This is a genomic window from Pseudomonas sp. B3(2017) (assembly GCF_002113595.1).
GTDB lineage: Bacteria > Pseudomonadota > Gammaproteobacteria > Pseudomonadales > Pseudomonadaceae > Aquipseudomonas > Aquipseudomonas ekonensis.
This window is the reverse complement of sequence record NZ_NEIU01000004.1, coordinates 177,727-201,210: the sequence shown is the minus strand read 5'-3', so window position 1 is coordinate 201,210 and position 23,484 is coordinate 177,727. Positions and strand designations below refer to the sequence as shown.

The following is a 23,484-nucleotide window of genomic DNA, read 5'->3' as shown; positions in this document are numbered from 1 at the left end:
TTCATATCAGACCGCTACCAGCACGACAGCACCGATGACCAACACGGCACCGGCTGCCATCGAGGCGGCGTACCAACGCAGTTGACCGGTCTCGGTACGGCTCAGGGCGGTGTGGCCGCCCTTGGCCATGCGCGGGATCAGACCGATGGTCTGGTCGAGCGGGTCTTTGCGCAGTGCATGGCTGATCGCAAGGTACGGCTTGACGAACAGTTTGTCGTAGATCCAGTCGAAGCCCCAGGCGGCGAACCACCAGGCCGACAGCAGACGGCCGATGCCGCTGTTGGCGACGGCGGTCACGAAGCGGCGCTTGCCCAGGAACAGCAGGGCGGCCAGCAGGATACCGGCCAGGGCGATGGCGCCCGAGGCGATCTCCAGGCTGTGCTTGGCTTCGCCGCCGGCGTGGCCGACGCTTTCCGGCAGCACACCGTGCAGCGGCGGAACGATCATGGCGCCGACGAAGGTCGACAGCACGATCAGCACCGACAGCGGCAGCCAGTGGGAGATGCCGTGGCCGGCATGGGCTTCGGTCTTGGCTTCACCGTGGAACGCGATGAAGATCAGGCGGAAGGTGTACAGCGAGGTCATGAACGCACCGACCAGGCCGGCGTACAGCAGGCCTTCGTGGCCGCTGGCGAACGCTTCCCAGAGGATCTCGTCCTTGGAGTAGAAGCCTGCGGTCACCAGCGGCAGGGCGGCCAGGGCCGCGCCGCCGACGATGAAGCTGGCGTAGGCCAGCGGCAGTTTCTTCCACAGGCCGCCCATCTTGAAGATGTTCTGCTCGTGGTGGCAGGCGACGATCACAGCACCGGAGGCGAGGAACAGCAGGGCCTTGAAGAAGGCGTGGGTCATCAGGTGGAAGATCGCGCCTTCCCACGCGCCCACGCCCAGGGCCAGGAACATGTAGCCGATCTGGCTCATGGTCGAGTAGGCGAGGATGCGTTTGATGTCGGTCTGCACCAGGGCCGCGAAACCGGCCAGCACCAGGGTAACGCCGCCGACGATGCCGACCAGGTGCAGGATGTCCGGCGCCAGGGCGAACAGGCCGTGGGTACGGGCGATCAGGTAGACGCCCGCGGTCACCATGGTCGCGGCGTGGATCAGTGCCGAGACCGGGGTCGGGCCGGCCATCGCGTCCGCGAGCCAGGTCTGCAGCGGCAGCTGGGCCGACTTGCCGACCGCGCCGCCCAGCAGCATCAGGGTCGCCAGGACGATCCAGAAGTCGCCGGCCTTGAAGTGCTCAGGCGCCTTCACCAGCAGTTCCTGGACGTTCAGCGTGCCCAGTTGCTGGAACAGGATGAACAGGCCGATGGCCATGAACACGTCGCCGATGCGGGTGACGATGAACGCTTTCAGGGCTGCGTTGCCGTTGTTGCGGTTGCTGTAGTAAAAACCGATCAACAGGTACGAGCACAGGCCCACGCCTTCCCAACCGAAGTAGATGAACAGCAGGTTGTCGCCCAGCACCAGGAACAGCATGCTGGCGATGAACAGGTTGGTGTAGGAGAAGAAGCGCGAGTAGCCCGCTTCACCGCGCATGTACCAGGAGGCGAACAGGTGGATCAGGAAACCCACGCCGACCACCACGCCCAGCATGGTCACGGACAGGCCGTCCAGGTACAGGGTGAAGTTCGGCTGGAAGCTTTCCACCGACATCCAGCGCCACAGCACCTGGGTGTACACGCCGCCTTCCGGCGGTGCGACGTTGAACTGCCAGATCACGTAGGCCGCGACGATGGCGGACAGGCCGATGGAGCCGACGCCGATCAGCGCCGACAGGTTTTCCGAAAGGCGCCCGCGGGAGAACGACAGCAGCAGGAACCCGATCAGGGGAAATACGAAAGTCAGAAAGAGTAGGTTCATCCGCGCATCTCACTGGCAGCGTCGATATCGAGCGTGTGGAAGCGGCGATACAGCTGCAGCAGGATCGCCAGGCCGATGCTGGCCTCGGCGGCGGCAAGGCTGATCACCAGGATGAACATGATCTGTCCATCCGGCTGCGCCCAACGGGCGCCCGCCACGATGAACGCCAGGGCAGAGGCGTTCATCATCACTTCCAGGCTCATCAATACGAACAGAATGTTGCGGCGGACCATCAGGCCGACGAGGCCGAGGCAGAACAGGATGCCGGCGACCGCCAGACCGTGTTCGAGAGGGATAGCAGGCATACGTTACTCCTTCGCCTCGTTGCGGCCCACGTGGAACGCCGTGACGGCTGCGGCGAGCAGCAGCATCGAGGCGAGTTCGACCACCAGCAGGTACGGGCCGAACAGGCTGATGCCCACGGCTTTCGCGTCCACGGTGGTTTGGCCGATGGCCTGGCCGCTCTGGTGAGCGAACAGGACATACAGCAGTTCGGCCAGCAGCAGCGCGGCGAGGATCACCGGCCCCGCCCAGATGCCGGGCCGCAGCCAGGCGCGTTCCTGCTGAACCGAGGCCGGGCCCAGGTTCAGCATCATCACCACGAACACGAACAGCACCATGATGGCGCCGGCGTAGGCGATCACTTCCAGCACACCGGCGAACGGCGCGCCGAGGGCAAAGAACGTCATGGCCACGGCGATCAGCGAAATGATCAGGTAGAGCAGGGCGTGCACAGGGTTGGTGTTGGTGACCACGCGAAGCGTGGAGACAACCGCGATACCCGATGCGAAATAGAAAGCGAATTCCATCGTTCTTCCTTAAGGCAGCAAGCTCTTCACGTTGATCGGCTCGGCTTCGTTCTGTGCGGCGCCTTTCGGCTTGCCCGCAACGGCCATACCTGCAACACGATAGAAGTTGTAATCAGGGTTTTTGCCGGGGCCGGAGATCAGAAGGTCTTCTTTCTCGTACACCAGGTCCTGACGTTTGAACTCGGCCATCTCGAAATCCGGGGTCAGCTGGATCGCGGTGGTCGGGCAGGCTTCCTCGCAGAGGCCGCAGAAGATGCAGCGCGAGAAGTTGATGCGGAAGAAGTCCGGGTACCAGCGACCGTCTTCCGTTTCGGCTTTCTGCAGCGAGATGCAACCGACCGGGCAGGCCACGGCGCACAGGTTGCACGCCACGCAGCGCTCCTGGCCGTCGGGGTCGCGGGTCAGCACGATGCGGCCACGGTAGCGCGGCGGCAGGTAGACCGGCTCTTCCGGGTATTGCAGGGTGTCGCGCTTGCGGAAGCCATGACCGAAGATCATGACCAGGCTGCGCAACTGGGTACCGGTACCCTTAATGATGTCGCCAATATATTTGAACATGGGTCAAGTCCTCACTGAACCGCGACTGCAGGCGTGTTCCACAACACGATCGCAGCGGTCACCAGCAAATTGATCAGGGTCAGTGGCAGGCAGAATTTCCAGCTGAAGTCCATCACCTGGTCATAGCGCGGGCGCGGGATCGAGGCGCGCAGCAGAATGAACAGCATGATGAAGAACGCGGTCTTGAGTGCGAACCAGACGAAGGACAGTTGCGGCAGGATGCCGAACGGGCCGTGCCAGCCGCCGAAGAACAGCGTGACCAGCAGCGCCGAGATCAGGATGATGCCGATGTACTCACCGACGAAGAACATGCCCCATTTCATGCCGGCGTATTCGATGTGGTAGCCGTCGGCCAGTTCCTGTTCCGCTTCCGGCTGGTCGAACGGGTGACGGTGAGTCACGGCCACGCCAGCGATGAAGAAGGTGCAGAAGCCGAAGAACTGCGGAATGATGAACCACAGGTTCTGCGCCTGGTACTCGACGATGTCGCGCATGTTGAACGAGCCGACCTGCACCACGATGCCCATCAGGGCCAGGCCCATGAACACTTCGTAGGACACGGTCTGGGCCGAGGCGCGCAAGCTGCCCAGGAGGGCGAACTTGTTGTTGCTCGACCAGCCGGCGAACAGCACTGCGTACACCGACAGACCGGCCATGGCGAAGAAGAACAGCAGGCCGATGTTCAGGTCTGCCACGCCCCAGGTCGGGGTGATCGGGATGATCGCGAAGGCGATCAGCAGGGCGCTCATGGCCACCACCGGCGCCAAGGTGAAGATCACCTTGTCGGCGAACGGCGGCGTCCAGTCTTCCTTGAAGAACATCTTCAGCATGTCGGCGGCGATCTGGAACATGCCGAACGGGCCGACACGGTTCGGACCGTAACGGTCCTGCCACCAGCCCAGCAGGCGACGCTCGACGAAGCTGAGCAGCGCCCCGCAGACCACCACGGCCAGCAGGACGACGACCGCTTTGATGACCGTCAGGATCACATCGATCACTTCAGGGGTGAACCAGGTCATTGCGCTGCCTCCTGCAGACCGTCGACGGAAACGCCGGCGAACGCCGGAGGAATGCCGGCGATGCCCGCAGGCAGCGCCACCAGGCCTGCGCCCAGCTCTTCATTGATGCGCAGCGGCAGGCGCAGGCTGACGCCGGCGACGTTCAGGCTCAGCATCGCGCCGTCGTTGACGCCCAAACGGTCGGCCTCGGACTTGGCCAGCGCGACGTAGGCGGCCGGAATGCGCTCCTGCACCGGGGCGGCCTTGGAAGAGTTCTCTTCGCTGCCGAACAGGTGATGGAACGGCACGGCTTGCCAGGTGCCCTGGGCCGGGTTGAACGCGCGCGGAACGCTGGCGAACCAGTTCAGCGCATCGCCGGTGCTTTCGATCAGGCGGGTGCCCGGATCGCCGGCGCGCAGATGGCCGCCGACCTCGTCCTGGAACTTGTTCCAGGCCTGCGGCGAGTTCCAGCCCGGCGACCAGGCGAACGGCACTTGCGAGCGCGGTTCGGCGGAGCCCGAGTAGCCTTCCATGGAGAAGGCGAACGCGGTGTCCTTGTCTTGCGGGGTGCGCGGTTCGTGAACGCTGATGTTGGCGCGCATCGCGGTGCGGCCGGAGTAGCGCAGCGGCTCACGGGCCAGCTTCAGGCCCTTGATGCGGAACGCGGCGGACGGTGCGGCGTCGACGATGCCGGCCAGTTGCGCGGTGCTGGAAGCGACGGCAGCGGTGACCTGGTCGAGCTGGGTCCAGTCGATCGACCGGTTCAGCAGGGTGGCGCGCAGGGCGTGCAGCCAGCGCCAGCCTTCGTGCACCAGGATGCCTGCGTCCATGTATTGCGGGTCGAAGACCTGGAAGAAGCGCTGGGCGCGGCCTTCCTGGCTGACCAGGGTGCCGTCGCCTTCGGCGAAGCTCGCCGCCGGCAGCACCAGGTGGGCGCGGTCGCTGGTGGCGGTCTTCTGATGGTCGGCGACGATCACCACTTTCGCGGCGTTCAGCGCGGCATCGACCTTGGCCTGGGCGGTGCGGGTGTACAGGTCGTTTTCCAGCACGACGATGGCGTCCGCACGGCCGTCGATCACGGCTTGCAGCGCGGCATCGACCGATTCGCCGCCGAGCATGGCCAGGCCGAGGCTGTTGGCCTCAGGCACGACCAGGCTGATGGAACCGTTCTTCTCGCGCAGCTTCAGGGCCTTGGCGATGTTCGCGGCCGCTTCGATCAGGGCCTTGGAGCCCAGCGAAGTGCCGGCGATGATCAGCGGACGCTTGGCTGCGAGCAGCGCGTCGGCGATGCGCTTGGCCAGTTGCAGCGCTTCGGCGTCCAGGCCTTCGACGGCCGGGGCGCTGGCGTCCAGGGCGTGGGCGACGGCGAAGCCGATGCGGGCCAGGTCGTCGGGAGCGGCGTGCACGCACTCTTCGGCGACGTCATCGAGCTTGGTCTCGGCCAGGCTGGCGATGAACAGCGGGTTCAGCGCGTGCTGACCGATGTTCTTCACTGCGGCGTCGAGCCAAGGCTGGACGCGCATGGCTTCGGCCATGTCTTCGGCCTTGCCCTTGACCGACTGGCGCAGGGCCAGGGCCATGCGGGCGGCGGTCTGGGTCAGGTCTTCGCCGAGGACGAACACGGCGTCGTGGTCTTCGATGTCGCGCATCGTCGGAACCGGCAGCGGGCTGTCCTTGAGCACTTGCAGCACCAGGCGGATGCGCTCCAGCTCGGAGGCTTCGATGCCGCTGTAGAAGTGCTCGGCGCCGACCAGCTCACGCAGCGCGTAGTTGCTTTCCAGGCTGGCGCGCGGCGAGCCGATGCCGACGATGTTGCGGCCGCGCAGCAGGTCGGCGGCCTTGTCCAGCGCGTCGTCCAGGCTGAGCTTGGTGCCGTCGGCCAGCAGCGGCTGGCGCGGGCGGTCGGTGCGGTTGACGTAGCCGTAGCCGAAACGGCCGCGGTCGCACAGGAAGTACTGGTTCACCGAACCGTTGTAGCGGTTCTCGATGCGACGCAGTTCGCCGTAGCGCTCGCCCGGGGAGATGTTGCAGCCGCTGGAGCAGCCATGGCAGATGCTCGGGGCGAACTGCATGTCCCATTTGCGGTTGTAGCGCTCGGAGTGGGTCTTGTCGGTGAACACACCGGTCGGGCAGACCTCGGTGAGGTTGCCGGAGAACTCGCTTTCCAGGGTGCCGTCTTCGACGCGGCCGAAGTACACGTTGTCGTGGGCGCCGTATACGCCCAGGTCAGTGCCGCCGGCGTAGTCCTTGTAGAAGCGCACGCAGCGGTAGCAGGCGATGCAGCGGTTCATCTCGTGGGAGATGAACGGGCCCAGGTCCTGGTTCTGGTGGGTGCGTTTGGTGAAGCGATAACGGCGCTCGTTGTGGCCGGTCATCACGGTCATGTCTTGCAGGTGGCAGTGACCGCCTTCCTCGCACACAGGGCAGTCGTGCGGGTGGTTGGTCATCAGCCATTCGACGACGCTGGCGCGGAACGCCTTGGATTCTTCATCGTCGATGGAGATCCAGGTGTTGTCGGTGGCAGGAGTCATGCAGGACATGACGATGCGACCGCGGGTGTCGTTCTCGTCGGTGTACTGCTTGACCGCGCACTGGCGGCAGGCCCCGACGCTACCGAGCGCGGGGTGCCAGCAGAAATAAGGGATGTCGAGGCCCAGCGACAGACATGCCTGTAACAGGTTGTCTGCCCCGTCGACTTCGAGCGCTTTGCCGTCTACGTGGATAGTGGCCATGGTTCAAAGGTCTTCGTTGGCCCGGTGTCAGCGGGCGTGGCTAATGGAATCTTGTTGTCCGTCCGAATCCAACCAGCCCCGAAAGGCGTCATCGGACGCAAGGCGAAGGGCACGGACCCTTCGCCTCTCTTTAAGCGTTTACGCGCCGACGGTGATCGGCTTCGCCAGAGGCGGGACGGCGGCGCTTGCAGGCGCGATGCCGGCCTCGAACTCCGGGCGGAAATATTTGATCGCGCTGCCCAGCGGCTCCACGGCACCCGGTGCGTGAGCACAGAAGGTCTTGCCCGGGCCGAGGAAACCCACCAGACCCAGCAGGGTCTCGATGTCGCCTGGCTGGCCCTGACCCTTCTCGAGGGCCATCAGCAGCTTCACGCTCCATGGCAGGCCGTCGCGGCAAGGGGTGCAGAAACCGCAGGACTCGCGGGCGAAGAACTGCTCCATGTTGCGCAGCAGGGACACCATGTTGATGCTGTCGTCCACGGCCATGGCCAGGCCGGTGCCCATACGGGTGCCCACCTTGGCGATGCCGCCGGCGTACATCTGCGCATCGAGGTGCTCCGGCAGCAGGAAGCCGGTGCCGGCGCCGCCCGGCTGCCAGGCCTTGAGCTTGTAGCCGTCGCGCATGCCGCCGGCGTAGTCCTCGAACAGCTCGCGGGCGGTCACGCCGAACGGCAGTTCCCACAGGCCTGGGTTCTTGACCTTGCCGGAGAAGCCCATGAGCTTGGTGCCCATGTCTTCGCTGCCGTCGCGGGCCAACGATTTGTACCAGTCCACGCCGTCGGCGATGATCGCCGGCACGTTGCACAGGGTCTCGACGTTGTTCACGCAGGTCGGCTTGCCCCACACGCCGACGGCGGCAGGGAAGGGCGGCTTGGAGCGCGGGTTGGCGCGGCGGCCTTCCAGGGAGTTGATCAGCGCGGTCTCTTCACCGCAGATGTAACGCCCGGCGCCGGTGTGGACGAACAGCTCGAAATCGAAGCCGCTGCCCAGGATGTTCTTGCCCAGCAGGCCGGCGGCCTTGGCTTCTTCCACGGCACGGTTCAGGTGCTTGGCGGCGGTGGTGTACTCGCCGCGCAGGAAGATGTAGCCACGGTAGGTCTTCAGCGCGCGGGCGCTGATGAGCATGCCTTCGATCAGCAGATGGGGCAGTTGCTCCATCAGCATGCGGTCCTTCCAGGTGTTGGGCTCCATTTCGTCCGCGTTGCACAGCAGGTAGCGGATGTCGATGGATTCGTCCTTCGGCATCAGGCCCCACTTCACGCCGGTGGGGAAGCCTGCGCCGCCGCGGCCCTTGAGGCCGGAGTCCTTCACGGTCTGGACGATGTCGTCCTGGCTCATGTCGGCGAAGGCCTTGCGGGCGGCGGCATAGCCGTTCTTGGCCTGGTACTCGTCGAGCCAGACGGGCTCGCCGTCGTCGCGCAGGCGCCAGGTCAGCGGGTGGGTCTCGGCCGAACGCTGGATGCGGTTGGCAGGACCGAAAGAAGTCAGGGTCATACGTAGCCCTCGAGCAGTTTGGCGACGCCGGCAGGCTGTACGTCGCCAAAGGTGTCGTCGTCGATCATCAGCGCCGGCGCCTTGTCGCAGTTGCCCAGGCAGCAGACCGGCAGCAGGGTGAAGCGGCCATCGGCGGTGGTCTGGCCGAGGCCGATGCCCAGTTCGCTCTGGATCTGGCTGACGACGGACTCGTGGCCGCCGATGTAGCAGACCATGCTGTCGCAGACGCGGATGATGTGGCGGCCCACCGGCTGGCGGAAGATCTGGCTGTAGAACGTGGCCACGCCTTCGACGTCGCTGGCGGGGATGCCGAGGACTTCGCCGATGGCGTACACGGCGCCGTCCGGCACCCAGCCGCGTGCCTTCTGCACGATCTTCAGGGCTTCGATCGACGCCGCGCGCGGGTCTTCGTAGTGGTGCATCTCGTGCTCGATGGCCGAGCGCTCGGCTTCACTCAAGGTGAAGCGGTCAGTCTGGATAAGCGTGCTGTTCATGCTTAGCGGTCCACGTCGGCCATAACGAAGTCGATACTACCCAGGTACGCGATCAGGTCCGCGACCATGCTGCCTTTGATCACCGAAGGGATCTGCTGCAGGTGGGCGAAGCTCGGAGTGCGGATCCGGGTACGGTAGCTCATGGTGCCGCCGTCGCTCGTCAGGTAATAACTGTTGATGCCCTTGGTCGCTTCGATCATCTGGAAGGATTCGTTGGCCGGCATGACCGGGCCCCACGAAACCTGCAGGAAGTGCGTGATCAGGGTTTCGATGTGCTGCAGCGTGCGCTCTTTGGGCGGCGGCGTGGTCAGCGGGTGGTCCGCCTTGTACGGGCCTTCCGGCATGTTGCGCAGGCACTGGTCGATGATGCGCACGCTCTGGCGCATCTCTTCCACGCGCACCATGCAGCGGTCGTAGGCGTCGCCGTTGGCGGCCAGCGGTACGTCGAACTCGAAGTTCTCGTAGCCGGAGTACGGGCGCGCTTTACGCAGGTCGAAGTCGCAACCGGTGGAGCGCAGGCCGGCACCGGTGACGCCCCATTCCAGGGCCTCTTTGGTGTTGTACTGGGCGACGCCGATGGTACGGCCCTTGAGGATGCTGTTCTGCAGGGCGGCCTTGGTGTATTCGTCGAGGCGCTTGGGCAGCCACTCGACGAAGTCGCGCACCAGTTTGTCCCAGCCGCGCGGCAGGTCGTGGGCGACGCCGCCGATGCGGTACCAGGCCGGGTGCAGACGGAAGCCGGTGATGGCCTCGATCACGGTGTAGGCGCGCTGGCGGTCGGTGAAGGTAAAGAACACCGGGGTCATCGCGCCGACGTCCTGGATGTAGGTGCCCAGGAACAGCAGGTGGCTGGTGATCCGGAAGAACTCGGCCATCATGATGCGGATGACGTCGACCTTCTCCGGCACCTTGATGCCGGCCAGCTTCTCGACCGAGAGCACGTACGGCAGGTTGTTCATCACGCCGCCGAGGTAGTCGATGCGGTCGGTGTACGGGATGTAGCTGTGCCAGGACTGGCGCTCGCCCATCTTCTCGGCGCCGCGGTGGTGGTAGCCGATGTCCGGCACGCAGTCGACGATCTCTTCGCCGTCCAGCTGCAGGATGATGCGGAACGCACCGTGGGCCGACGGGTGGTTCGGGCCGAGGTTGAGGAACATGTAGTCCTCGTTCGGGCCGGAACGCTTCATGCCCCAGTCTTCGGGACGGAAGCGCGCGGCCTCTTCCTCAAGCTGCTGCTTGGCCAGGTTCAGGCTGAACGGATCGAACTCGGTGGCGCGGGCAGGGAAGTCCTTGCGCAGCGGGTGACCTTCCCAGGTCGGCGGCATCATGATGCGCGACAGGTGAGGGTGGCCTTTGAAGTCGATGCCGTACATGTCCCAGACTTCGCGCTCGTACCAGTTGGCGTTCGGCCAGATGCCGGTGACGCTTGGCAGGCTGAGGTCGCTCTCGGACAAGGCGACTTTGATCATCACGTCACTATTACGCTCCAGCGACATGAGATGGTAGAACACGGTGAATTCGGCGCCGTCCGGCAGCCCTTGACGCTTGGTGCGCAGACGCTCGTCCACGCCGTGCAGGTCATAGAGCATGACGTACGGCTTGGGCAGGTTGCGCAGGAAGGTCAGGACTTCGACGAGCTTGGCGCGGGCCACCCACAGCACCGGCATGCCGGTGCGGGTCGGCTGGGCGGTGAAGGCCTCGGCGCCAAAGCGGTTGTTCAGTTCGACGACCACATCCTGGTCGTCTGCCTTGTAAGGCGGGATGTACAGAGCACTGCCTGTAGTCATGGTTATTTTTTCGCTTTCGGTCAACGTAAAGAATGAAGCCAGCTTCTCGTTTCTATGGCAGAACAGATCTGGATCAGACTTCGTCAGGGCTGCGCAGGTTGGTTACCTGAATGCGCTGTTCGCGGCGCTGTTCCTTTTGCGAAGGCATGTCGGCGCGATAGACGCCTTGATCGCCAACGACCCAGGAAAGTGGGCGACGCTCCTGGCCAATCGATTCCTGCAGCAGCATCAGGCCTTGCAGGAACGCTTCTGGACGGGGCGGGCAGCCAGGCACGTAAACGTCCACCGGCAGGAACTTGTCCACCCCTTGGACCACGGAGTAGATGTCGTACATGCCACCGGAGTTTGCGCACGAACCCATGGAGATAACCCACTTCGGCTCGAGCATTTGCTCGTAGAGACGCTGGATGATCGGCGCCATCTTGATGAAGCAGGTACCGGCGATAACCATGAAGTCCGCCTGACGCGGTGATGCCCGGATGACTTCGGCGCCGAAGCGGGCGATGTCGTGGGGCGCCGTGAAGGCGGTGGTCATTTCCACGTAGCAGCACGACAGGCCGAAGTTGTACGGCCACAGGGAGTTCTTACGTCCCCAGTTGACCGCGCCGCTCAGCACGTCTTCCAGCTTGCCCATGAAAATGTTTTTGTGGACCTGATCCTCTAACGGATCGGCGACGGTTTCCCGTTTGCCGATCGGGTACTGCTCGTTAGGCGCATCGGGGTCGATTCGGGTGAGATTGTATTGCATTGCCAAAGCCTCATTGTTTCAGCTTCGCCTGCCGCTTACGACGAGCTTCCGGAGCCCAGTCAAGGGCGCCCACTCGAAATAGGTAGACAAGACCTGCCAACAGAATTGCTATGAAAACGAGAGCTTCGACGAATCCGGTCCAGCCGCTTTCGCGGACGGACACAGACCATGCAAAGAGAAAGAGGGCTTCGATATCGAAGATCACGAACAGCATCGCGACCAGATAGAATTTGGCTGAGAGCCGCAAGCGGGCGCCACCGGTGGGCAGCATGCCGGACTCGAACGGTTCGTTCTTGCTGCGACCCCAGGCTTTTGACCCGAGGAGGCTGGATACGCCGAGCATGAAGGCGCACAGGCCGACGACACCCAGAAGGAAAATGGCAAAGCCCCAGTTGTGGGCCATGAGTCCGGTCGCTTCGGGCATGCTGGTAATCCTTAACAGAGAGCAAAGGTCTCTGAGCTTGATAAAGAAATAAGGCAGTGACGATATGTCGCAGCAATCAATCGCGCTGATTTTATGGCTAAACACCCTGCAAGTAAAATTCCTATAGCGAAATTATTTATTGGAATAAGGACATAGCGCGCCTCGAATGCCCCGCAGCCCGCGGGTTTCGGGCATTAGCCGGGATTGCGTCAATGATGTTTTGTGAGGGATGTAACGAACATAGTTGCTGCTAAATGATAATTAATATCGTTTGGAGTGGGTTTGTTACTTTTTAGCGGTGCGGCAGTTGGGAAGTTGTCTTATATCTGCGTTACTGCAAGTAGCGGCGGCGCCCGTTTTAGCCGGTTTTTCTGCTGCCGGCACTGCGCTGGATCAAGGTTTGCGCGAAGACTTTGCGGGAGGGGTTGGCCTCGGCAGGCGCCATCGCCAGCAGGCTGGCTCCCGCGGCGATCTCGGTTGACCCCGGAACCGATGGCGTTCGTTGAATAACGGGCAAAAAAACGCCCCGAACGAGTCGGGGCGTCAGTGGTGCGGCTGGGCGGTTAGCTTTCTGTACGATCCGCCAGGGCCGTTCGCTCAGGCGAAGTCGATCAGTGGAACTGCTCTTCTTCGGTCGAACCGGTCAGCGCGGTCACGGACGAGGTGCCGCCCTGGATCACGGTGGTCATGTCGTCGAAGTAGCCGGTGCCCACTTCCTGCTGGTGAGCCACGAAGGTGTAACCCTTGGCGGCGTCGGCGAATTCCTGCTCCTGCAGCTTCACGTAGGCGGTCATGTCGTTGCGGGCGTAGTCGTGCGCCAGGTTGAACATGCTGTGCCACATGTTGTGGATGCCGGCCAGGGTGATGAACTGGTGCTTGTAGCCCATGGCGGACAGTTCGCGCTGGAACTTGGCGATGGTCGCGTCGTCCAGGTTTTTCTTCCAGTTGAAGGAAGGCGAGCAGTTGTACGACAGCAGTTGGTCCGGGTATTCCTTCTTGATCGCTTCGGCGAAGCGACGGGCCTCTTCCAGGTCCGGTTTAGCGGTTTCGCACCAGATCAGGTCGGCGTACGGCGCGTAGGCCAGGCCGCGGGCGATGGCTTGATCCAGGCCGGCGCGAACCTTGTAGAAGCCTTCCTGGGTGCGCTCGCCGGTCACGAACGGCTGGTCGTACGGGTCGCAGTCCGAAGTCAGCAGGTCAGCGGCGTTGGCGTCGGTGCGGGCCAGGATGATGGTCGGGGTGCCGGCGACGTCGGCGGCCAGACGGGCAGCGACGAGCTTCTGCACGGCTTCCTGGGTCGGAACCAGTACCTTGCCGCCCATGTGGCCGCATTTCTTCACGGAAGCCAGTTGGTCTTCGAAGTGAACGCCGGCGGCGCCTGCCTCGATCATGCTCTTCATCAGCTCGTAGGCGTTCAGAACGCCGCCGAAACCGGCTTCGGCGTCAGCCACGATCGGTGCGAAGTAGTCGATGTAGCCGTCGTCGCCCGGGTTCTTGCCGGCTTTCCACTGGATCTGGTCGGCGCGGCGGAAGGCGTTGTTGATGCGCTTGACCACGGTCGGCACCGAGTCCACCGGGTACAGCGACTGGTCAGGGTACATCGATTCGGCGGAGTTGTTGTCCGCAGCCACTTGCCAGCCGGACAGGTAGATCGCCTGGATGCCGGCCTTGACTTGTTGCACAGCCTGGCCGCCGGTCAGGGCGCCCATGCAGTTGACGAAATCTTTCTCAGGACGGAAGGCCGGCTTGGCACCCTGGGTCACCAGGTTCCACAGCTTCTCGGCGCCCATTTTCGCGAAGGTGTGCTCAGGTTGGATCGAGCCACGCAGGCGGACGACGTCAGCGGCGGAGTAAGTGCGAGTCACGCCTTTCCAGCGCGGGTTTTCAGCCCAGTCTTTTTCAAGGGCTGCAATTTGCTGTTCGCGTGTCAGTGCCATGGAGATAAACCTCGTCGCGTCTTTATGAAAAGTTGTTCTGCGGTGGAAAATTCCTGCGCTCGCTGACCAGAGATCCGGGTGGTCAAGTCGGGTTCGGCGGGATGGCGACGGGATGAACGACGGGCTCGAGGGGAAAGTGAGCAGGTAAAGGCGAACTGGCGGGCGCAGTCGGGGCGTCGTGGGCCTTTTCTGCGGGCTGCAGCGTGATGCCGGGTTACCTAAAAACGCTTCCGTCCCTCGGGACAACTTCGTTCCAGTCGCAACCTCGTCAAACACACCTTGTGGGCGGTACAGACACGAAACGGTTCGCGGGGTAGGTGCGAACATCGCTTCGAAGGCCCTTGCCAGGGCCTCTGATTAGCGGGAGCGAGGCCATCATGCCTTCGCTTTTTTGGCCCGTCAAACGTTTTGTAGTGCTTTTTTTCAAGCACTACATCTTTCGTCTAATACGACTGTGCGGTCAGTTTTCGGGGCTTCAGTCCAGGCTGTCGACTTTCACCCGCAAGGTCATGTCATCCCGGCCCTGAGTCGAGTAGCTGCGGGTCAGGCCCTGTTTGTCGGCCTGGGTCTGGCGATTCACGCCCGCCAGGGTGATCCACTCCCCGAGGCGTCCGGTGACGGTTGTGTCGGTGCTTTGCACGTTCACTACATCGGGACGTTCCTGGCTCATACGGTCACGGTTGGTACTGATGGCCAGATGAACGATGTCGCCGGTGACGCTGGCGGTGACGTAGAAACCCTGGGTGACGTTGCGGTATTGGGTCTGGCTGCTGTAGCCGCCCCAGGAGTCGCTCTGGCTGCTGGTGATCGGCACGCTCTGGCCGACCTGGATCAGCGCCGGCATGCCTTCGCTGGCCTGCACCTGCTGGACGCCGCCGTCGCGGCTGGCGGTGCTGCGGCTGATGATGCGGGTCTGGTTCGGTTGGGCGCCGTTGACCGAGTAGCCTTCGTCGCCGCGGCCGTTGTTCTCGTTGGTGTCGACGGTGATCAGCAGGCGCTTGGGGGCGGTGTCGAGTTGCGTCAGCAGATCCTTGAGTTCCTGGATCTTGCCGGGTTCGGCCTTGACGATCAGTTGGTTGCCGTAGGCGCTGACCTGGCCGTCCTTGCCCATGAAGTCCTGCGCCATGGGCAGCATGTCGGCGCTGGTGCGGTACTTGAGGGGCACGATTTCTGTGGCTGCCATCGCCGACAGGCTGCAGCCGAGCAGCAGGGTGGCGAGCAGGGTGCGTAGGGACATGTCCGTTATCTCCGCTTTCGAAAGGCTTGATATTGCCACTTTGTCGGCCCGGGGTGGGGCAAGTTGAATCCCGGGCGGCAAAACGCCCCGGCATCGGCAGATGGCGGGGCGTTTTGGGTGTTCTTGCCGGCCTTGTCGCCAGCAGGCTGGCTCCCGCAAGGTTTGCTCTGCGGAAGCTGGCCTGGTGGTGATGGGCTCAAGCCGAATGGCGGACCATGTCGACATGGGGAATCCCGGCCTCGAGGAACTCCTCGCTGACCAGGTTGAACCCCAGACGCTCGTAGAACGGCGTCGCCTGCACCTGGGCGCTGAGCATCTGCTGCTTGAGCCCACGCGCTTCGGCTTCGGCGATCACCGCCTGCATCAGCGCATCGCCGACCTTCAGGCCGCGCCAGTCCTTGAGCACCGACACCCGGCCAATGTGCCCGTCGGGCAAAAGGCGGGCGGTGCCGATGGGGAAGTCGCCTTCGAACGCCAGGAAATGCACGGCGGTGGCGTCATCGGCGTCCCATTCCAGCTCCGGCGGCACCGATTGCTCAGCAATGAACACGGTTTCGCGGATGCGCCGGATCTCGGCGTTGTCCTTTTGCCAGTCTGCGACATGCACGCGAATCTTATTCATCGTCGGCGAACCCCAGGCTGCCTTGCTTGACCAGTTCGTACAGCAGGCCGCGGCCGTCCTCGTCGTCCATCCACTCGCCGAGGTTGTCGATGTGCAGCGCGTCGGCGGCGCAGATCATCTTCAGCAGCTCGCGCAGCTTGCCCGGCAGGTAACGGCTCTGGCCGCTGGCGAACAGCAGCAGGTCGTCGTCGACTTCGGACCAGGCCAGGCGGGCGCTCGGGTTGCGGATCAGCACCGCGCCGTCTTCCAGGGCGCCGAGGAAGTCGTCTTCCGCGACTTCTTCAAGGCCCACCACCAGTTCCGGGTAGCGCGGCTCGGTCATGTACTGGCCGAACCAGGTCAGCAGCAGGCGTTCATCGCCCATGTGCTCGGCCAGCAGGGACTTGAGGCGGTCGAGCGCGTCGTGCTGGATCTGGTGCGGATCGCTGACCGGCTTGGCGTCGGCGTCGGTGTAGCGCTCTTCGTCCGGCAGGAACTGGCTCAGGAAGTCGGTGAAGTGGGTCAGCACTTCGGCGGCGCTCGGCGCGCGGAAGCCGACCGAGTAGGTCATGCAGTCGTCCACGGCGACGCCGCAGTGGGCCAGGCGCGGCGGCAGGTAGAGCATGTCGCCCGGTTCCAGCACCCACTCGTCGGTCTGTTCGAATTCGGCGAGGATGCGCAGATCCGCATGCTGCAGCAGCGGGCTCTCGGAGTCGCACATCTGGCCGATCTTCCAGTTGCGCTTGCCGTGGCCCTGCAGCAGGAACACGTCGTAGTTGTCGAAGTGCGGGCCGACGCTGCCGCCGGGGGCCGCGAAGCTGATCATCACGTCGTCGACGCGCCAGCTCGGCAGGAAGCGGAAGTTCTCCAGCAGTTCGCTGACTTCCGGCACGAACTGGTCGACCGCCTGCACCAGCAAGGTCCACTCGCGCTCAGGCAGCTTGGTGAACTCGTCCTCGGCGAACGGGCCGCGACGCAGCTCCCACGGACGCTCGCCGTGTTCGATGACCAGGCGCGATTCGACTTCTTCTTCGAGGGCCAGGCCGGCCAGCTCGTCAGGGTCGATCGGGCTTTCGAAGTCAGGCATCGCCTGACGGATCAGCAGCGGTTTTTTCTGCCAGTAGTCGCGCATGAACTCGCGCGCCGTGAGGCCGCCCAGAAGTTGAAGAGGAGTATCTGGATTCATATGTAACCTATTGAAAAAAAGCACTTTTCAGACGGGAATAAAAACGCCCGGCGCGGCCGGGCGTCTCAAACGGTTCAAGCGGTCGATCAGATGCGCTTGGCTTGCGCCACGGCGTTGCCGATGTAGCTGGCCGGCGTCAGGCGCTTGAGCTCGGCCTTTGCTTCGGCCGGCATGTCGAGACCGTCGATGAAGGTCTGCAGCGCTTCAGGGCTGATGCCCTTGCCGCGGGTCAGTTCCTTCAGTTTTTCGTACGGGTTCTCGATGTTGTAGCGGCGCATCACGGTCTGGACCGGTTCGGCCAGCACTTCCCAGCAGGCGTCCAGGTCTTCGGCGATCTTCTGCGCGTTCAGTTCCAGCTTGCTGATGCCTTTGAGGCTCGCTTCGTACGCGATCACGCTGTGGGCGAAGCCCACGCCGAGGTTGCGCAGCACGGTGGAGTCGGTCAAGTCACGCTGCCAGCGGGAGATCGGCAGTTTGCTCGCCAGGTGCTGGAACAGCGCGTTGGCGATGCCCAGGTTGCCTTCGGAGTTTTCGAAGTCGATCGGGTTGACCTTGTGCGGCATGGTCGACGAGCCGATTTCGCCGGCGATGGTGCGCTGCTTGAAGTAACCCAGGGAGATGTAGCCCCAGATGTCACGGTCGAAGTCGATCAGGATGGTGTTGAAGCGCGCAATGGCGTCGAACAGCTCGGCGATGTAGTCGTGCGGCTCGATCTGCGTGGTGTACGGGTTGAAGGCCAGGCCCAGCTCTTCTTCGATGAAGGCACGGGCGTTGGCTTCCCAGTCGATCTGTGGGTAGGCCGACAGGTGGGCGTTGTAGTTGCCCACGGCGCCGTTGATCTTGCCCAGCAGCGGAACGGCGGCCACCTGAGCGATCTGGCGCTCCAGGCGGTAGACCACGTTCGCCAGCTCTTTGCCCAGGGTGGTCGGCGAGGCCGGCTGGCCGTGGGTGCGCGACAGCATCGGCACGTCGGCGAAACGCTGGGCCAGTTCGCGGATGGCGTTGGCGGTCTGGCGCATCAGCGGCAGCATCACGTCGTCACGGCCTTCGCGCAGCATCAGGGCGTGGGACAGGTTGTTGATGTCTTCGCTGGTGCAGGCGAAGTGGATGAATTCGCTGACCTTGGCCAGCTCCGGCAGCTTGGCCGCCTGCTCCTTGAGCAGGTATTCGATCGCCTTGACGTCGTGGTTGGTGGTGCGTTCGATCTCTTTGACGCGCTCGGCGTGCTCCAGCGAGAAGTTTTCGGCCAGTTCGTTCAGAACGGCGTTGGCCTCGGCGGAGAAGGCCGGCACTTCCGGGATGCCGGCGTGGGCGGCCAGGCGCTGGAGCCAGCGCACTTCGACCAGGACGCGGGCACGGATCAGGCCGTACTCGCTGAAAATAGGGCGCAGGGCCTGGGTTTTGCCGGCGTAGCGGCCGTCTACAGGGGAAACCGCAGTGAGCGAAGAGAGCTGCATGGGGTGTTCTCGGACAGTCGGGCAACGAAATGGGGCGCGTATCATACATGAAAAAGTCCGCCGATCCGTCACCAACTGACCGGCGTATTACGCGTTACAGACTACAAAGCAATTGTCGCGGGTCGGTTCACTCGCTGCGCATCAGCGTGTACAGCTCTTTGAGCAGCTTGCGGCGGCTGATCACCAGTTGCCAGCGGTGGCCGCCGAGCTGGCGCCAAAGGCGCGCCGAGCGGATGCCGGCCAGCAGCAGGGCGCGGATCTTCGAGGCGTTGCTCGGCTGCTGCAGGTTGCGCATGTCGCCGTGCACCTGGATCCGCTGGCGCAGGGTGCTCAGGGTGTCCTGGTACAGCGCGCCGCACGCGGCGATCACGTTTTCGTGGGCCGGGCCGAAATGCTCGACCTGGGACTGGATCTGCGGCAGACGCTTGCCGATGGTGTCGAGCATGTCGTCGCGCTTGGCCAGTTGCCGCTCCAGGCCCAGCATCGACAGGGCGTAGCGCAACGGCTCGCGCTGCAGGGTGCTCGGGTCGCGTTCGAGGGCGCCGACCAGCGCGCGGTAGCCGTCGCGCAGGTTGATGTCGTCGCCGCCGTAGACGTCCAGCGTGTCCTTGGGGTCGCGCACCAGCAGGCTGCCGAGCATGCAGGTCAGGCCGGCCTCGTTGGTCTGGCCGGTCTTGGCGATCCGGTCGACCAGCACGGCGGCGAGAAACACGCCGCCCAACGCCGTCAGTTGTTCCTGGATCGGGCTCATGCCTGGCCGCTCCACGGCTCGGCGACTTCGATCACGCCGCCGCCGAGGCAGACCTCGCCGTCGTAGAACACCACCGACTGGCCCGGCGTGACGGCGCGCTGCGGCTCGTCGAACACGGCGCGGTAGCCGGTGGCGGTCTGCTCGAGGGTGCAGGCCTGGTCGTTCTGGCGGTAGCGCACCTTGGCGGTCAGGCGGCGCGGCTGGCTCAGGTCGATAGGGTTGACCCAGTAGATCTCGGAAGCGAGCAGGGCGCCGGAGAACAGCCACGGATGGTTGTTGCCCTGGCCGACGATCAGTTCGTTGTGCTCCAGGTCCTTGCGCAGCACGTACCACGGCTCGTCGCCGGCGTCCTTCAGGCCGCCGATGCCCAGGCCCTGGCGCTGGCCGATGGTGTGGTACATCAGACCGTGGTGACGGCCGATGACCTCGCCTTCGGTGGTCTTGATCTCGCCGGGCTGCGCCGGCAGGTACTGCTTGAGGAAGTCGCTGAAGCGGCGCTCGCCGATGAAGCAGATCCCGGTGGAGTCCTTCTTCTTGGCGGTGGCCAGTTCGTACTTCTCTGCGATGGCGCGAACTTCGGGCTTTTCCAGTTCGCCGACCGGGAACAGGGTCTTGGCGATCTGTTCGCCGCCGACGGCGTGCAGGAAGTAGCTTTGGTCCTTGTTCGGATCCAGGCCCTTGAGCAGTTCGGTGCGGCCGTCGATGTCGCGGCGGCGCACGTAGTGACCGGTGGCGATCAGGTCGGCGCCCAGGCTCATGGCGTAGTCCAGGAACGCCTTGAACTTGATTTCGCGGTTGCACAGGATGTCCGGGTTCGGCGTGCGGCCGGCCTTGTATTCGGCCAGGAAGTGCTCGAACACGTTGTCCCAGTACTCGGCGGCGAAGTTGGCGGTGTGCAGCTTGATGCCGATCTTGTCGCACACGGCCTGGGCGTCCGCCAGGTCGTCCATGGCGGTGCAGTACTCGGTTCCGTCGTCTTCTTCCCAGTTCTTCATGAACAGGCCTTCCACCTCAAAGCCCTGCTCGATCAGCAGGAGAGCGGAAACGGAAGAGTCCACGCCGCCGGACATGCCGACAATGACGCGCTTCTTGGATGTGTCAGAAGGGGCTGGATCACGCATAGGGATTCAATGAGTGTCTTGAAAAAGGACGCGATTCTAACAGGCTCACGGCCTCAAGGCTAAAGGGAAGGGCGGATCAGTTCGAGGCCGAAGCGATTGCCGGCCAGGTAATCGTCGATGCAGCGGATGATCAGTTCGCTGCGCCAGTGATCGCGCTGCTCCAATAATTCGTCGCGGGTCAGCCACTTGGCGCCGACGATGCCGTCGTCCAGTTGATAGTCCGGGTGGTGTTTGACGGCCTTGGCGCTGAAGCACACCCGCTGGTAGGTCACGCCGTTGCTGGGGGCGGTGTACAGATAAATGCCGATGACGCCGGTGGGCTCGACGTCCCAGCCGGTTTCCTCAAGGGTTTCGCGCACGGCGGCCTCGATCAGGGTCTCGTCCGGATCCAGATGGCCGGCGGGCTGGTTGAGCACGTTGCGGCCGGCCTTGTGCTCTTCGACCATCAGGAAGCGGCCGTTGTCCTCGACGATGGTGGCGACGGTGATGTGGGGTTGCCAGTCCATGAACCTTCCTCAATTCCCAAAACTTGAAACACTATCCCTGTGGGAGCTGGCTTGCCAGCGATAGCGGTGGGCCAGTCACCATGATTGTTGGCTGATCGGCCGTCATCGCTGGCAAGCCAGCTCCCACAAGGGTTTGTGTCGTCTTCAGAAACGCAAACCCCGGCACTTGGCCGGGGTTTGTGATGTTGCCTTTACTGCCTTACACCAGCGCAGCGATGGCCGCGTTGAGCGTGGCGCTCGGGCGCATGGCCTTGCTGATCAGCTCGGCGTCGGCGTGGTAGTAGCCGCCGATGTCCACTGGCTTGCCCTGAACGGCGTTGAGCTCGGCGACGATGGTCGCTTCGTTCTCGGTCAGGGTCTTGGCCAGCGGCGCGAACTGCGCTTGCAGCGCGGCGTCTTCGGTCTGGGCGGCCAGGGCCTGGGCCCAGTACAGCGCCAGGTAGAAGTGGCTGCCGCGGTTGTCGATGTTGCCGACCTTGCGCGATGGCGACTTGTTGTTGTCCAGGAACTGGCCGGTGGCCTGGTCCAGGGTCTTGGCCAGCACCAGCGCTTTCGGGTTGCCGTAGTTCACGCCCAGGTGTTCCAGGGACGCGGCCAGGGCCAGGAATTCACCCAGCGAGTCCCAGCGCAGGAAGTTCTCTTCGACCAGTTGCTGCACGTGCTTCGGAGCCGAACCGCCGGCGCCGGTCTCGAACAGGCCACCGCCGTTCATCAGCGGCACGATCGACAGCATCTTGGCGCTGGTGCCCAGTTCCATGATCGGGAACAGGTCGGTCAGGTAGTCACGCAGTACGTTGCCGGTCACCGAAATGGTGTCCTTGCCTTCGCGGGTGCGCTGCAGGGTGGCCTTCATCGCCTCGACCGGGGCCATGATCTGGATGTCCAGGCCGGCGGTGTCGTGGTCTTTCAGGTAGGCCTGGACCTTCTCGATCACCACGCCGTCGTGGGCGCGCATCGGGTCCAGCCAGAAAATGGCCGGGGTGCTGCTTGCGCGGGCACGGTTGACGGCCAGCTTGACCCAATCCTGGATCGGCGCGTCCTTGGTCTGGCACATGCGGAAGATGTCGCCGGCTTCGACAGCCTGTTCCATCAGCAGGGTGCCCTTGCTGTCGGTCACGCGGACGACGCCGTCGGCCTTGATCTGGAAGGTCTTGTCGTGGGAGCCGTACTCTTCGGCCTTCTTGGCCATCAGGCCGACGTTCGGCACGCTGCCCATGGTGGTTGGATCGAAGGCGCCGTTGGCTTTGCAGTCTTCGATCACGGCCTGGTAGATGGTCGCGTAGCAGCGGTCCGGGATCACGGCCTTGGTGTCGTGCAGTTGGCCGTCGGTGCCCCACATCTTGCCGGAGTCACGGATCATGGCCGGCATCGAGGCGTCGACGATCACGTCGCTCGGCACGTGCAGGTTGGTGATGCCCTTGTCGGAGTTGACCATCGCCAACGCTGGACGAACGGCGTAGACCGCCTGGATGTCGGCTTCGATGGCGGCTTGCTGCTCGGCCGGCAGGGTCTTGATGCGGGCGTACAGGTCGCCGATGCCGTTGTTCAGGTTGAAGCCGATCTGCGCCAGCACGTCGGCGTGCTTGGCCAGGGCATCTTTGTAGAACTCGGCAACGATCTGGCCGAACATGATCGGGTCGGAGACCTTCATCATGGTGGCTTTCAGGTGAACCGACAGCAGTACGCCTTGGGCCTTGGCGCTTTCGATTTCGGCGGCGATGAAGGCGCGCAGAGCGTTTTTGCTCATCACGGCGCAATCGAGGATCTCGCCGGCCTGAACGCTGGTTTTTTCTTTCAGGACGGTGGCGGTGCCGTCCTTGGCGATCAGTTCGATCTTCACCGCGTCGGCGGCTTCGATCAGGGCAGCCTTCTCGCTGCCGTAGAAGTCACCGGCGCTCATGTGGGCGACGTGGGACTTGGAGTCCTTGGCCCAGGCGCCCATCTTGTGCGGGTGCTTGCGCGCGTAGTTCTTGACCGACAGCGGAGCGCGGCGGTCGGAGTTGCCTTCACGCAGAACCGGGTTCACGGCGCTGCCCTTGACCTTGTCGTAACGGGCCTTGGCGTCTTTTTCGGCGTCGGTGGCCGGGGTTTCCGAGTAGTCCGGCAGGTTGTAGCCCTGGGCCTGCAGCTCTTTGATGGCGGCCTGCAGTTGCGGTACCGAAGCGCTGATGTTCGGCAGCTTGATGATGTTGGCTTCAGGCGTGACCGCCAGTTCGCCCAGTTCGGCAAGGTGGTCGGCTACGGCTTTGTCGCCCAGTTGCTCGGGGAAGCTGGCCAGGATGCGTGCTGCAAGAGAGATATCGCGGGTTTCCACGGCGATATCGGCCGAAGCGGTGTAGGCCTCGATGATCGGCAGCAGGGAGTAGGTGGCGAGGGCTGGAGCTTCGTCGGTGAAGGTATAGATGATCTTCGAGCGGGTGGGCATATTCGGATTAACTCTCTCTTCTTTGCTAAAGCGTGCGCAGAAACTCGAGGGGCGCCGGGTAAGCGCGTTCGTTCAAAGTCATCCATGAACCGAGTGTCGAGGTTTCTTCGCGGTGATGTTGGGTGCATCAGTAGAGCGTCATGCGGTCAGGCTGCGGTATCAGCCCGGCCAAATCAGGCGGAAAGTCTCGTCGTAGAGAGGCCAGCCGTCGTGACCCTGTGGTCAGCGGGCGGCATTATACATAGGTAGCTGGCAATCTGCCGATGGTTCATATGCAACGATTCTCGTCCATTGGTCTAAAGGTCGCAGGGCAGCGGCGGGCGGCAAGTTGCCGGCAATGCTTGAGATTGGCGCTTTTC

At 63.6% G+C, this 23,484-nt stretch carries 20 protein-coding genes; all 20 read right to left on the bottom strand.

The window, feature by feature from the left end:
• Window positions 1-6: 6 nt before the first annotated feature.
• Window positions 7-1,860: an NADH-quinone oxidoreductase subunit L gene (nuoL, locus tag CAG33_RS07940; protein ID WP_085579787.1), complete on the bottom strand. Its 1,854-nt coding sequence runs from the start codon at window positions 1,858-1,860 to the stop codon at window positions 7-9.
• Window positions 1,857-2,165, bottom strand: coding sequence for an NADH-quinone oxidoreductase subunit NuoK (gene nuoK, locus CAG33_RS07935; RefSeq protein ID WP_003180046.1), 309 nt, complete (start codon window positions 2,163-2,165; stop codon window positions 1,857-1,859). Before nuoK ends, nuoL begins: the two co-directional genes overlap by 4 nt.
• A 3-nt stretch (window positions 2,166-2,168) precedes the next feature.
• Complete coding sequence (gene nuoJ / locus CAG33_RS07930; RefSeq protein ID WP_085579789.1) at window positions 2,169-2,669, bottom strand: NADH-quinone oxidoreductase subunit J; 501 nt, start codon at window positions 2,667-2,669, stop codon at window positions 2,169-2,171.
• A 9-nt stretch (window positions 2,670-2,678) separates the two neighbouring features.
• Window positions 2,679-3,227 (bottom strand): NADH-quinone oxidoreductase subunit NuoI, encoded by a 549-nt coding sequence (gene nuoI / locus CAG33_RS07925; protein ID WP_085579791.1) that lies wholly within the window; start codon window positions 3,225-3,227, stop codon window positions 2,679-2,681.
• An 11-nt stretch (window positions 3,228-3,238) separates the two neighbouring features.
• Window positions 3,239-4,246 carry an NADH-quinone oxidoreductase subunit NuoH gene (nuoH, locus tag CAG33_RS07920; protein ID WP_085579793.1) on the bottom strand — a complete coding sequence of 336 codons (1,008 nt, stop codon included), beginning with the start codon at window positions 4,244-4,246 and terminating at the stop codon, window positions 3,239-3,241.
• On the bottom strand, window positions 4,243-6,957 hold the full coding sequence (gene nuoG, locus CAG33_RS07915) for an NADH-quinone oxidoreductase subunit NuoG (protein WP_085579795.1): 2,715 nt from the start codon (window positions 6,955-6,957) through the stop codon (window positions 4,243-4,245). Before nuoG ends, nuoH begins: the two co-directional genes overlap by 4 nt.
• Before the next feature lie 138 nt (window positions 6,958-7,095).
• Entirely contained in the window at window positions 7,096-8,451 is a 1,356-nt protein-coding gene (gene nuoF, locus CAG33_RS07910; protein WP_085579797.1) for an NADH-quinone oxidoreductase subunit NuoF, read from the bottom strand.
• On the bottom strand, window positions 8,448-8,945 hold the full coding sequence (nuoE, locus tag CAG33_RS07905; RefSeq protein ID WP_085579799.1) for an NADH-quinone oxidoreductase subunit NuoE: 498 nt from the start codon (window positions 8,943-8,945) through the stop codon (window positions 8,448-8,450). Before nuoE ends, nuoF begins: the two co-directional genes overlap by 4 nt.
• A 2-nt stretch (window positions 8,946-8,947) precedes the next feature.
• Window positions 8,948-10,732, bottom strand: coding sequence for an NADH-quinone oxidoreductase subunit C/D (nuoC, locus tag CAG33_RS07900; protein WP_085579801.1), 1,785 nt, complete (start codon window positions 10,730-10,732; stop codon window positions 8,948-8,950).
• A 73-nt stretch (window positions 10,733-10,805) separates the two neighbouring features.
• Complete coding sequence (locus tag CAG33_RS07895; protein WP_085579803.1) at window positions 10,806-11,480, bottom strand: NADH-quinone oxidoreductase subunit B family protein; 675 nt, start codon at window positions 11,478-11,480, stop codon at window positions 10,806-10,808.
• 10 nt (window positions 11,481-11,490) lie between these two features.
• Window positions 11,491-11,904 (bottom strand): NADH-quinone oxidoreductase subunit A, encoded by a 414-nt coding sequence (locus CAG33_RS07890; protein WP_003223812.1) that lies wholly within the window; start codon window positions 11,902-11,904, stop codon window positions 11,491-11,493.
• Between the two features lie 611 nt (window positions 11,905-12,515).
• Entirely contained in the window at window positions 12,516-13,841 is a 1,326-nt protein-coding gene (gene aceA / locus CAG33_RS07885; RefSeq protein ID WP_085637654.1) for an isocitrate lyase, read from the bottom strand.
• A 475-nt stretch (window positions 13,842-14,316) separates the two neighbouring features.
• Window positions 14,317-15,078 carry a secretin N-terminal domain-containing protein gene (locus CAG33_RS07880; protein ID WP_085637651.1) on the bottom strand — a complete coding sequence of 254 codons (762 nt, stop codon included), beginning with the start codon at window positions 15,076-15,078 and terminating at the stop codon, window positions 14,317-14,319.
• Between the two features lie 196 nt (window positions 15,079-15,274).
• Entirely contained in the window at window positions 15,275-15,700 is a 426-nt protein-coding gene (locus CAG33_RS07875) for a GNAT family N-acetyltransferase (RefSeq protein ID WP_085579809.1), read from the bottom strand.
• Window positions 15,693-16,865, bottom strand: a complete 1,173-nt coding sequence (locus CAG33_RS07870; RefSeq protein ID WP_085579811.1) for a cupin domain-containing protein — start codon at window positions 16,863-16,865, stop codon at window positions 15,693-15,695. Before CAG33_RS07870 ends, CAG33_RS07875 begins: the two co-directional genes overlap by 8 nt.
• Window positions 16,866-16,951: 86 nt before the next feature.
• Window positions 16,952-18,322, bottom strand: coding sequence for an adenylosuccinate lyase (gene purB / locus CAG33_RS07865; protein ID WP_085579813.1), 1,371 nt, complete (start codon window positions 18,320-18,322; stop codon window positions 16,952-16,954).
• A 127-nt stretch (window positions 18,323-18,449) separates the two neighbouring features.
• Complete coding sequence (gene hflD, locus CAG33_RS07860) at window positions 18,450-19,073, bottom strand: high frequency lysogenization protein HflD (protein ID WP_085579815.1); 624 nt, start codon at window positions 19,071-19,073, stop codon at window positions 18,450-18,452.
• A complete protein-coding gene (gene mnmA, locus CAG33_RS07855; RefSeq protein WP_085630538.1) occupies window positions 19,070-20,194 on the bottom strand; it encodes a tRNA 2-thiouridine(34) synthase MnmA in 1,125 nt (374 codons plus the stop codon). Before mnmA ends, hflD begins: the two co-directional genes overlap by 4 nt.
• Before the next feature lie 59 nt (window positions 20,195-20,253).
• Window positions 20,254-20,700, bottom strand: a complete 447-nt coding sequence (locus CAG33_RS07850; protein ID WP_085630536.1) for an NUDIX hydrolase — start codon at window positions 20,698-20,700, stop codon at window positions 20,254-20,256.
• 199 nt (window positions 20,701-20,899) lie between these two features.
• Window positions 20,900-23,125: an NADP-dependent isocitrate dehydrogenase gene (locus tag CAG33_RS07845; RefSeq protein ID WP_085579822.1), complete on the bottom strand. Its 2,226-nt coding sequence runs from the start codon at window positions 23,123-23,125 to the stop codon at window positions 20,900-20,902.
• Window positions 23,126-23,484 lie beyond the last annotated feature (359 nt).

What these genes read in the sequence shown, in the direction of transcription:
- CAG33_RS07890 (WP_003223812.1), bottom strand. Translation starts at nt 11,904, where the DNA reads ATGCCCGAAGCGACCGGACTCATGGCCCACAACTGGGGCTTTGCCATT.
- nuoH (WP_085579793.1), bottom strand. Translation starts at nt 4,246, where the DNA reads ATGACCTGGTTCACCCCTGAAGTGATCGATGTGATCCTGACGGTCATC.
- nuoC (WP_085579801.1), bottom strand. Translation starts at nt 10,732, where the DNA reads ATGACTACAGGCAGTGCTCTGTACATCCCGCCTTACAAGGCAGACGAC.
- CAG33_RS07845 (WP_085579822.1), bottom strand. Translation starts at nt 23,125, where the DNA reads ATGCCCACCCGCTCGAAGATCATCTATACCTTCACCGACGAAGCTCCA.
- nuoI (WP_085579791.1), bottom strand. Translation starts at nt 3,227, where the DNA reads ATGTTCAAATATATTGGCGACATCATTAAGGGTACCGGTACCCAGTTG.
- CAG33_RS07850 (WP_085630536.1), bottom strand. Translation starts at nt 20,700, where the DNA reads ATGGACTGGCAACCCCACATCACCGTCGCCACCATCGTCGAGGACAAC.
- nuoF (WP_085579797.1), bottom strand. Translation starts at nt 8,451, where the DNA reads ATGACCCTGACTTCTTTCGGTCCTGCCAACCGCATCCAGCGTTCGGCC.
- nuoJ (WP_085579789.1), bottom strand. Translation starts at nt 2,669, where the DNA reads ATGGAATTCGCTTTCTATTTCGCATCGGGTATCGCGGTTGTCTCCACG.
- CAG33_RS07870 (WP_085579811.1), bottom strand. Translation starts at nt 16,865, where the DNA reads ATGAATCCAGATACTCCTCTTCAACTTCTGGGCGGCCTCACGGCGCGC.
- aceA (WP_085637654.1), bottom strand. Translation starts at nt 13,841, where the DNA reads ATGGCACTGACACGCGAACAGCAAATTGCAGCCCTTGAAAAAGACTGG.
- mnmA (WP_085630538.1), bottom strand. Translation starts at nt 20,194, where the DNA reads ATGCGTGATCCAGCCCCTTCTGACACATCCAAGAAGCGCGTCATTGTC.
- purB (WP_085579813.1), bottom strand. Translation starts at nt 18,322, where the DNA reads ATGCAGCTCTCTTCGCTCACTGCGGTTTCCCCTGTAGACGGCCGCTAC.
- nuoG (WP_085579795.1), bottom strand. Translation starts at nt 6,957, where the DNA reads ATGGCCACTATCCACGTAGACGGCAAAGCGCTCGAAGTCGACGGGGCA.
- CAG33_RS07880 (WP_085637651.1), bottom strand. Translation starts at nt 15,078, where the DNA reads ATGTCCCTACGCACCCTGCTCGCCACCCTGCTGCTCGGCTGCAGCCTG.
- nuoK (WP_003180046.1), bottom strand. Translation starts at nt 2,165, where the DNA reads ATGCCTGCTATCCCTCTCGAACACGGTCTGGCGGTCGCCGGCATCCTG.
- hflD (WP_085579815.1), bottom strand. Translation starts at nt 19,073, where the DNA reads ATGAGCCCGATCCAGGAACAACTGACGGCGTTGGGCGGCGTGTTTCTC.
- CAG33_RS07875 (WP_085579809.1), bottom strand. Translation starts at nt 15,700, where the DNA reads ATGAATAAGATTCGCGTGCATGTCGCAGACTGGCAAAAGGACAACGCC.
- nuoL (WP_085579787.1), bottom strand. Translation starts at nt 1,860, where the DNA reads ATGAACCTACTCTTTCTGACTTTCGTATTTCCCCTGATCGGGTTCCTG.
- CAG33_RS07895 (WP_085579803.1), bottom strand. Translation starts at nt 11,480, where the DNA reads ATGCAATACAATCTCACCCGAATCGACCCCGATGCGCCTAACGAGCAG.
- nuoE (WP_085579799.1), bottom strand. Translation starts at nt 8,945, where the DNA reads ATGAACAGCACGCTTATCCAGACTGACCGCTTCACCTTGAGTGAAGCC.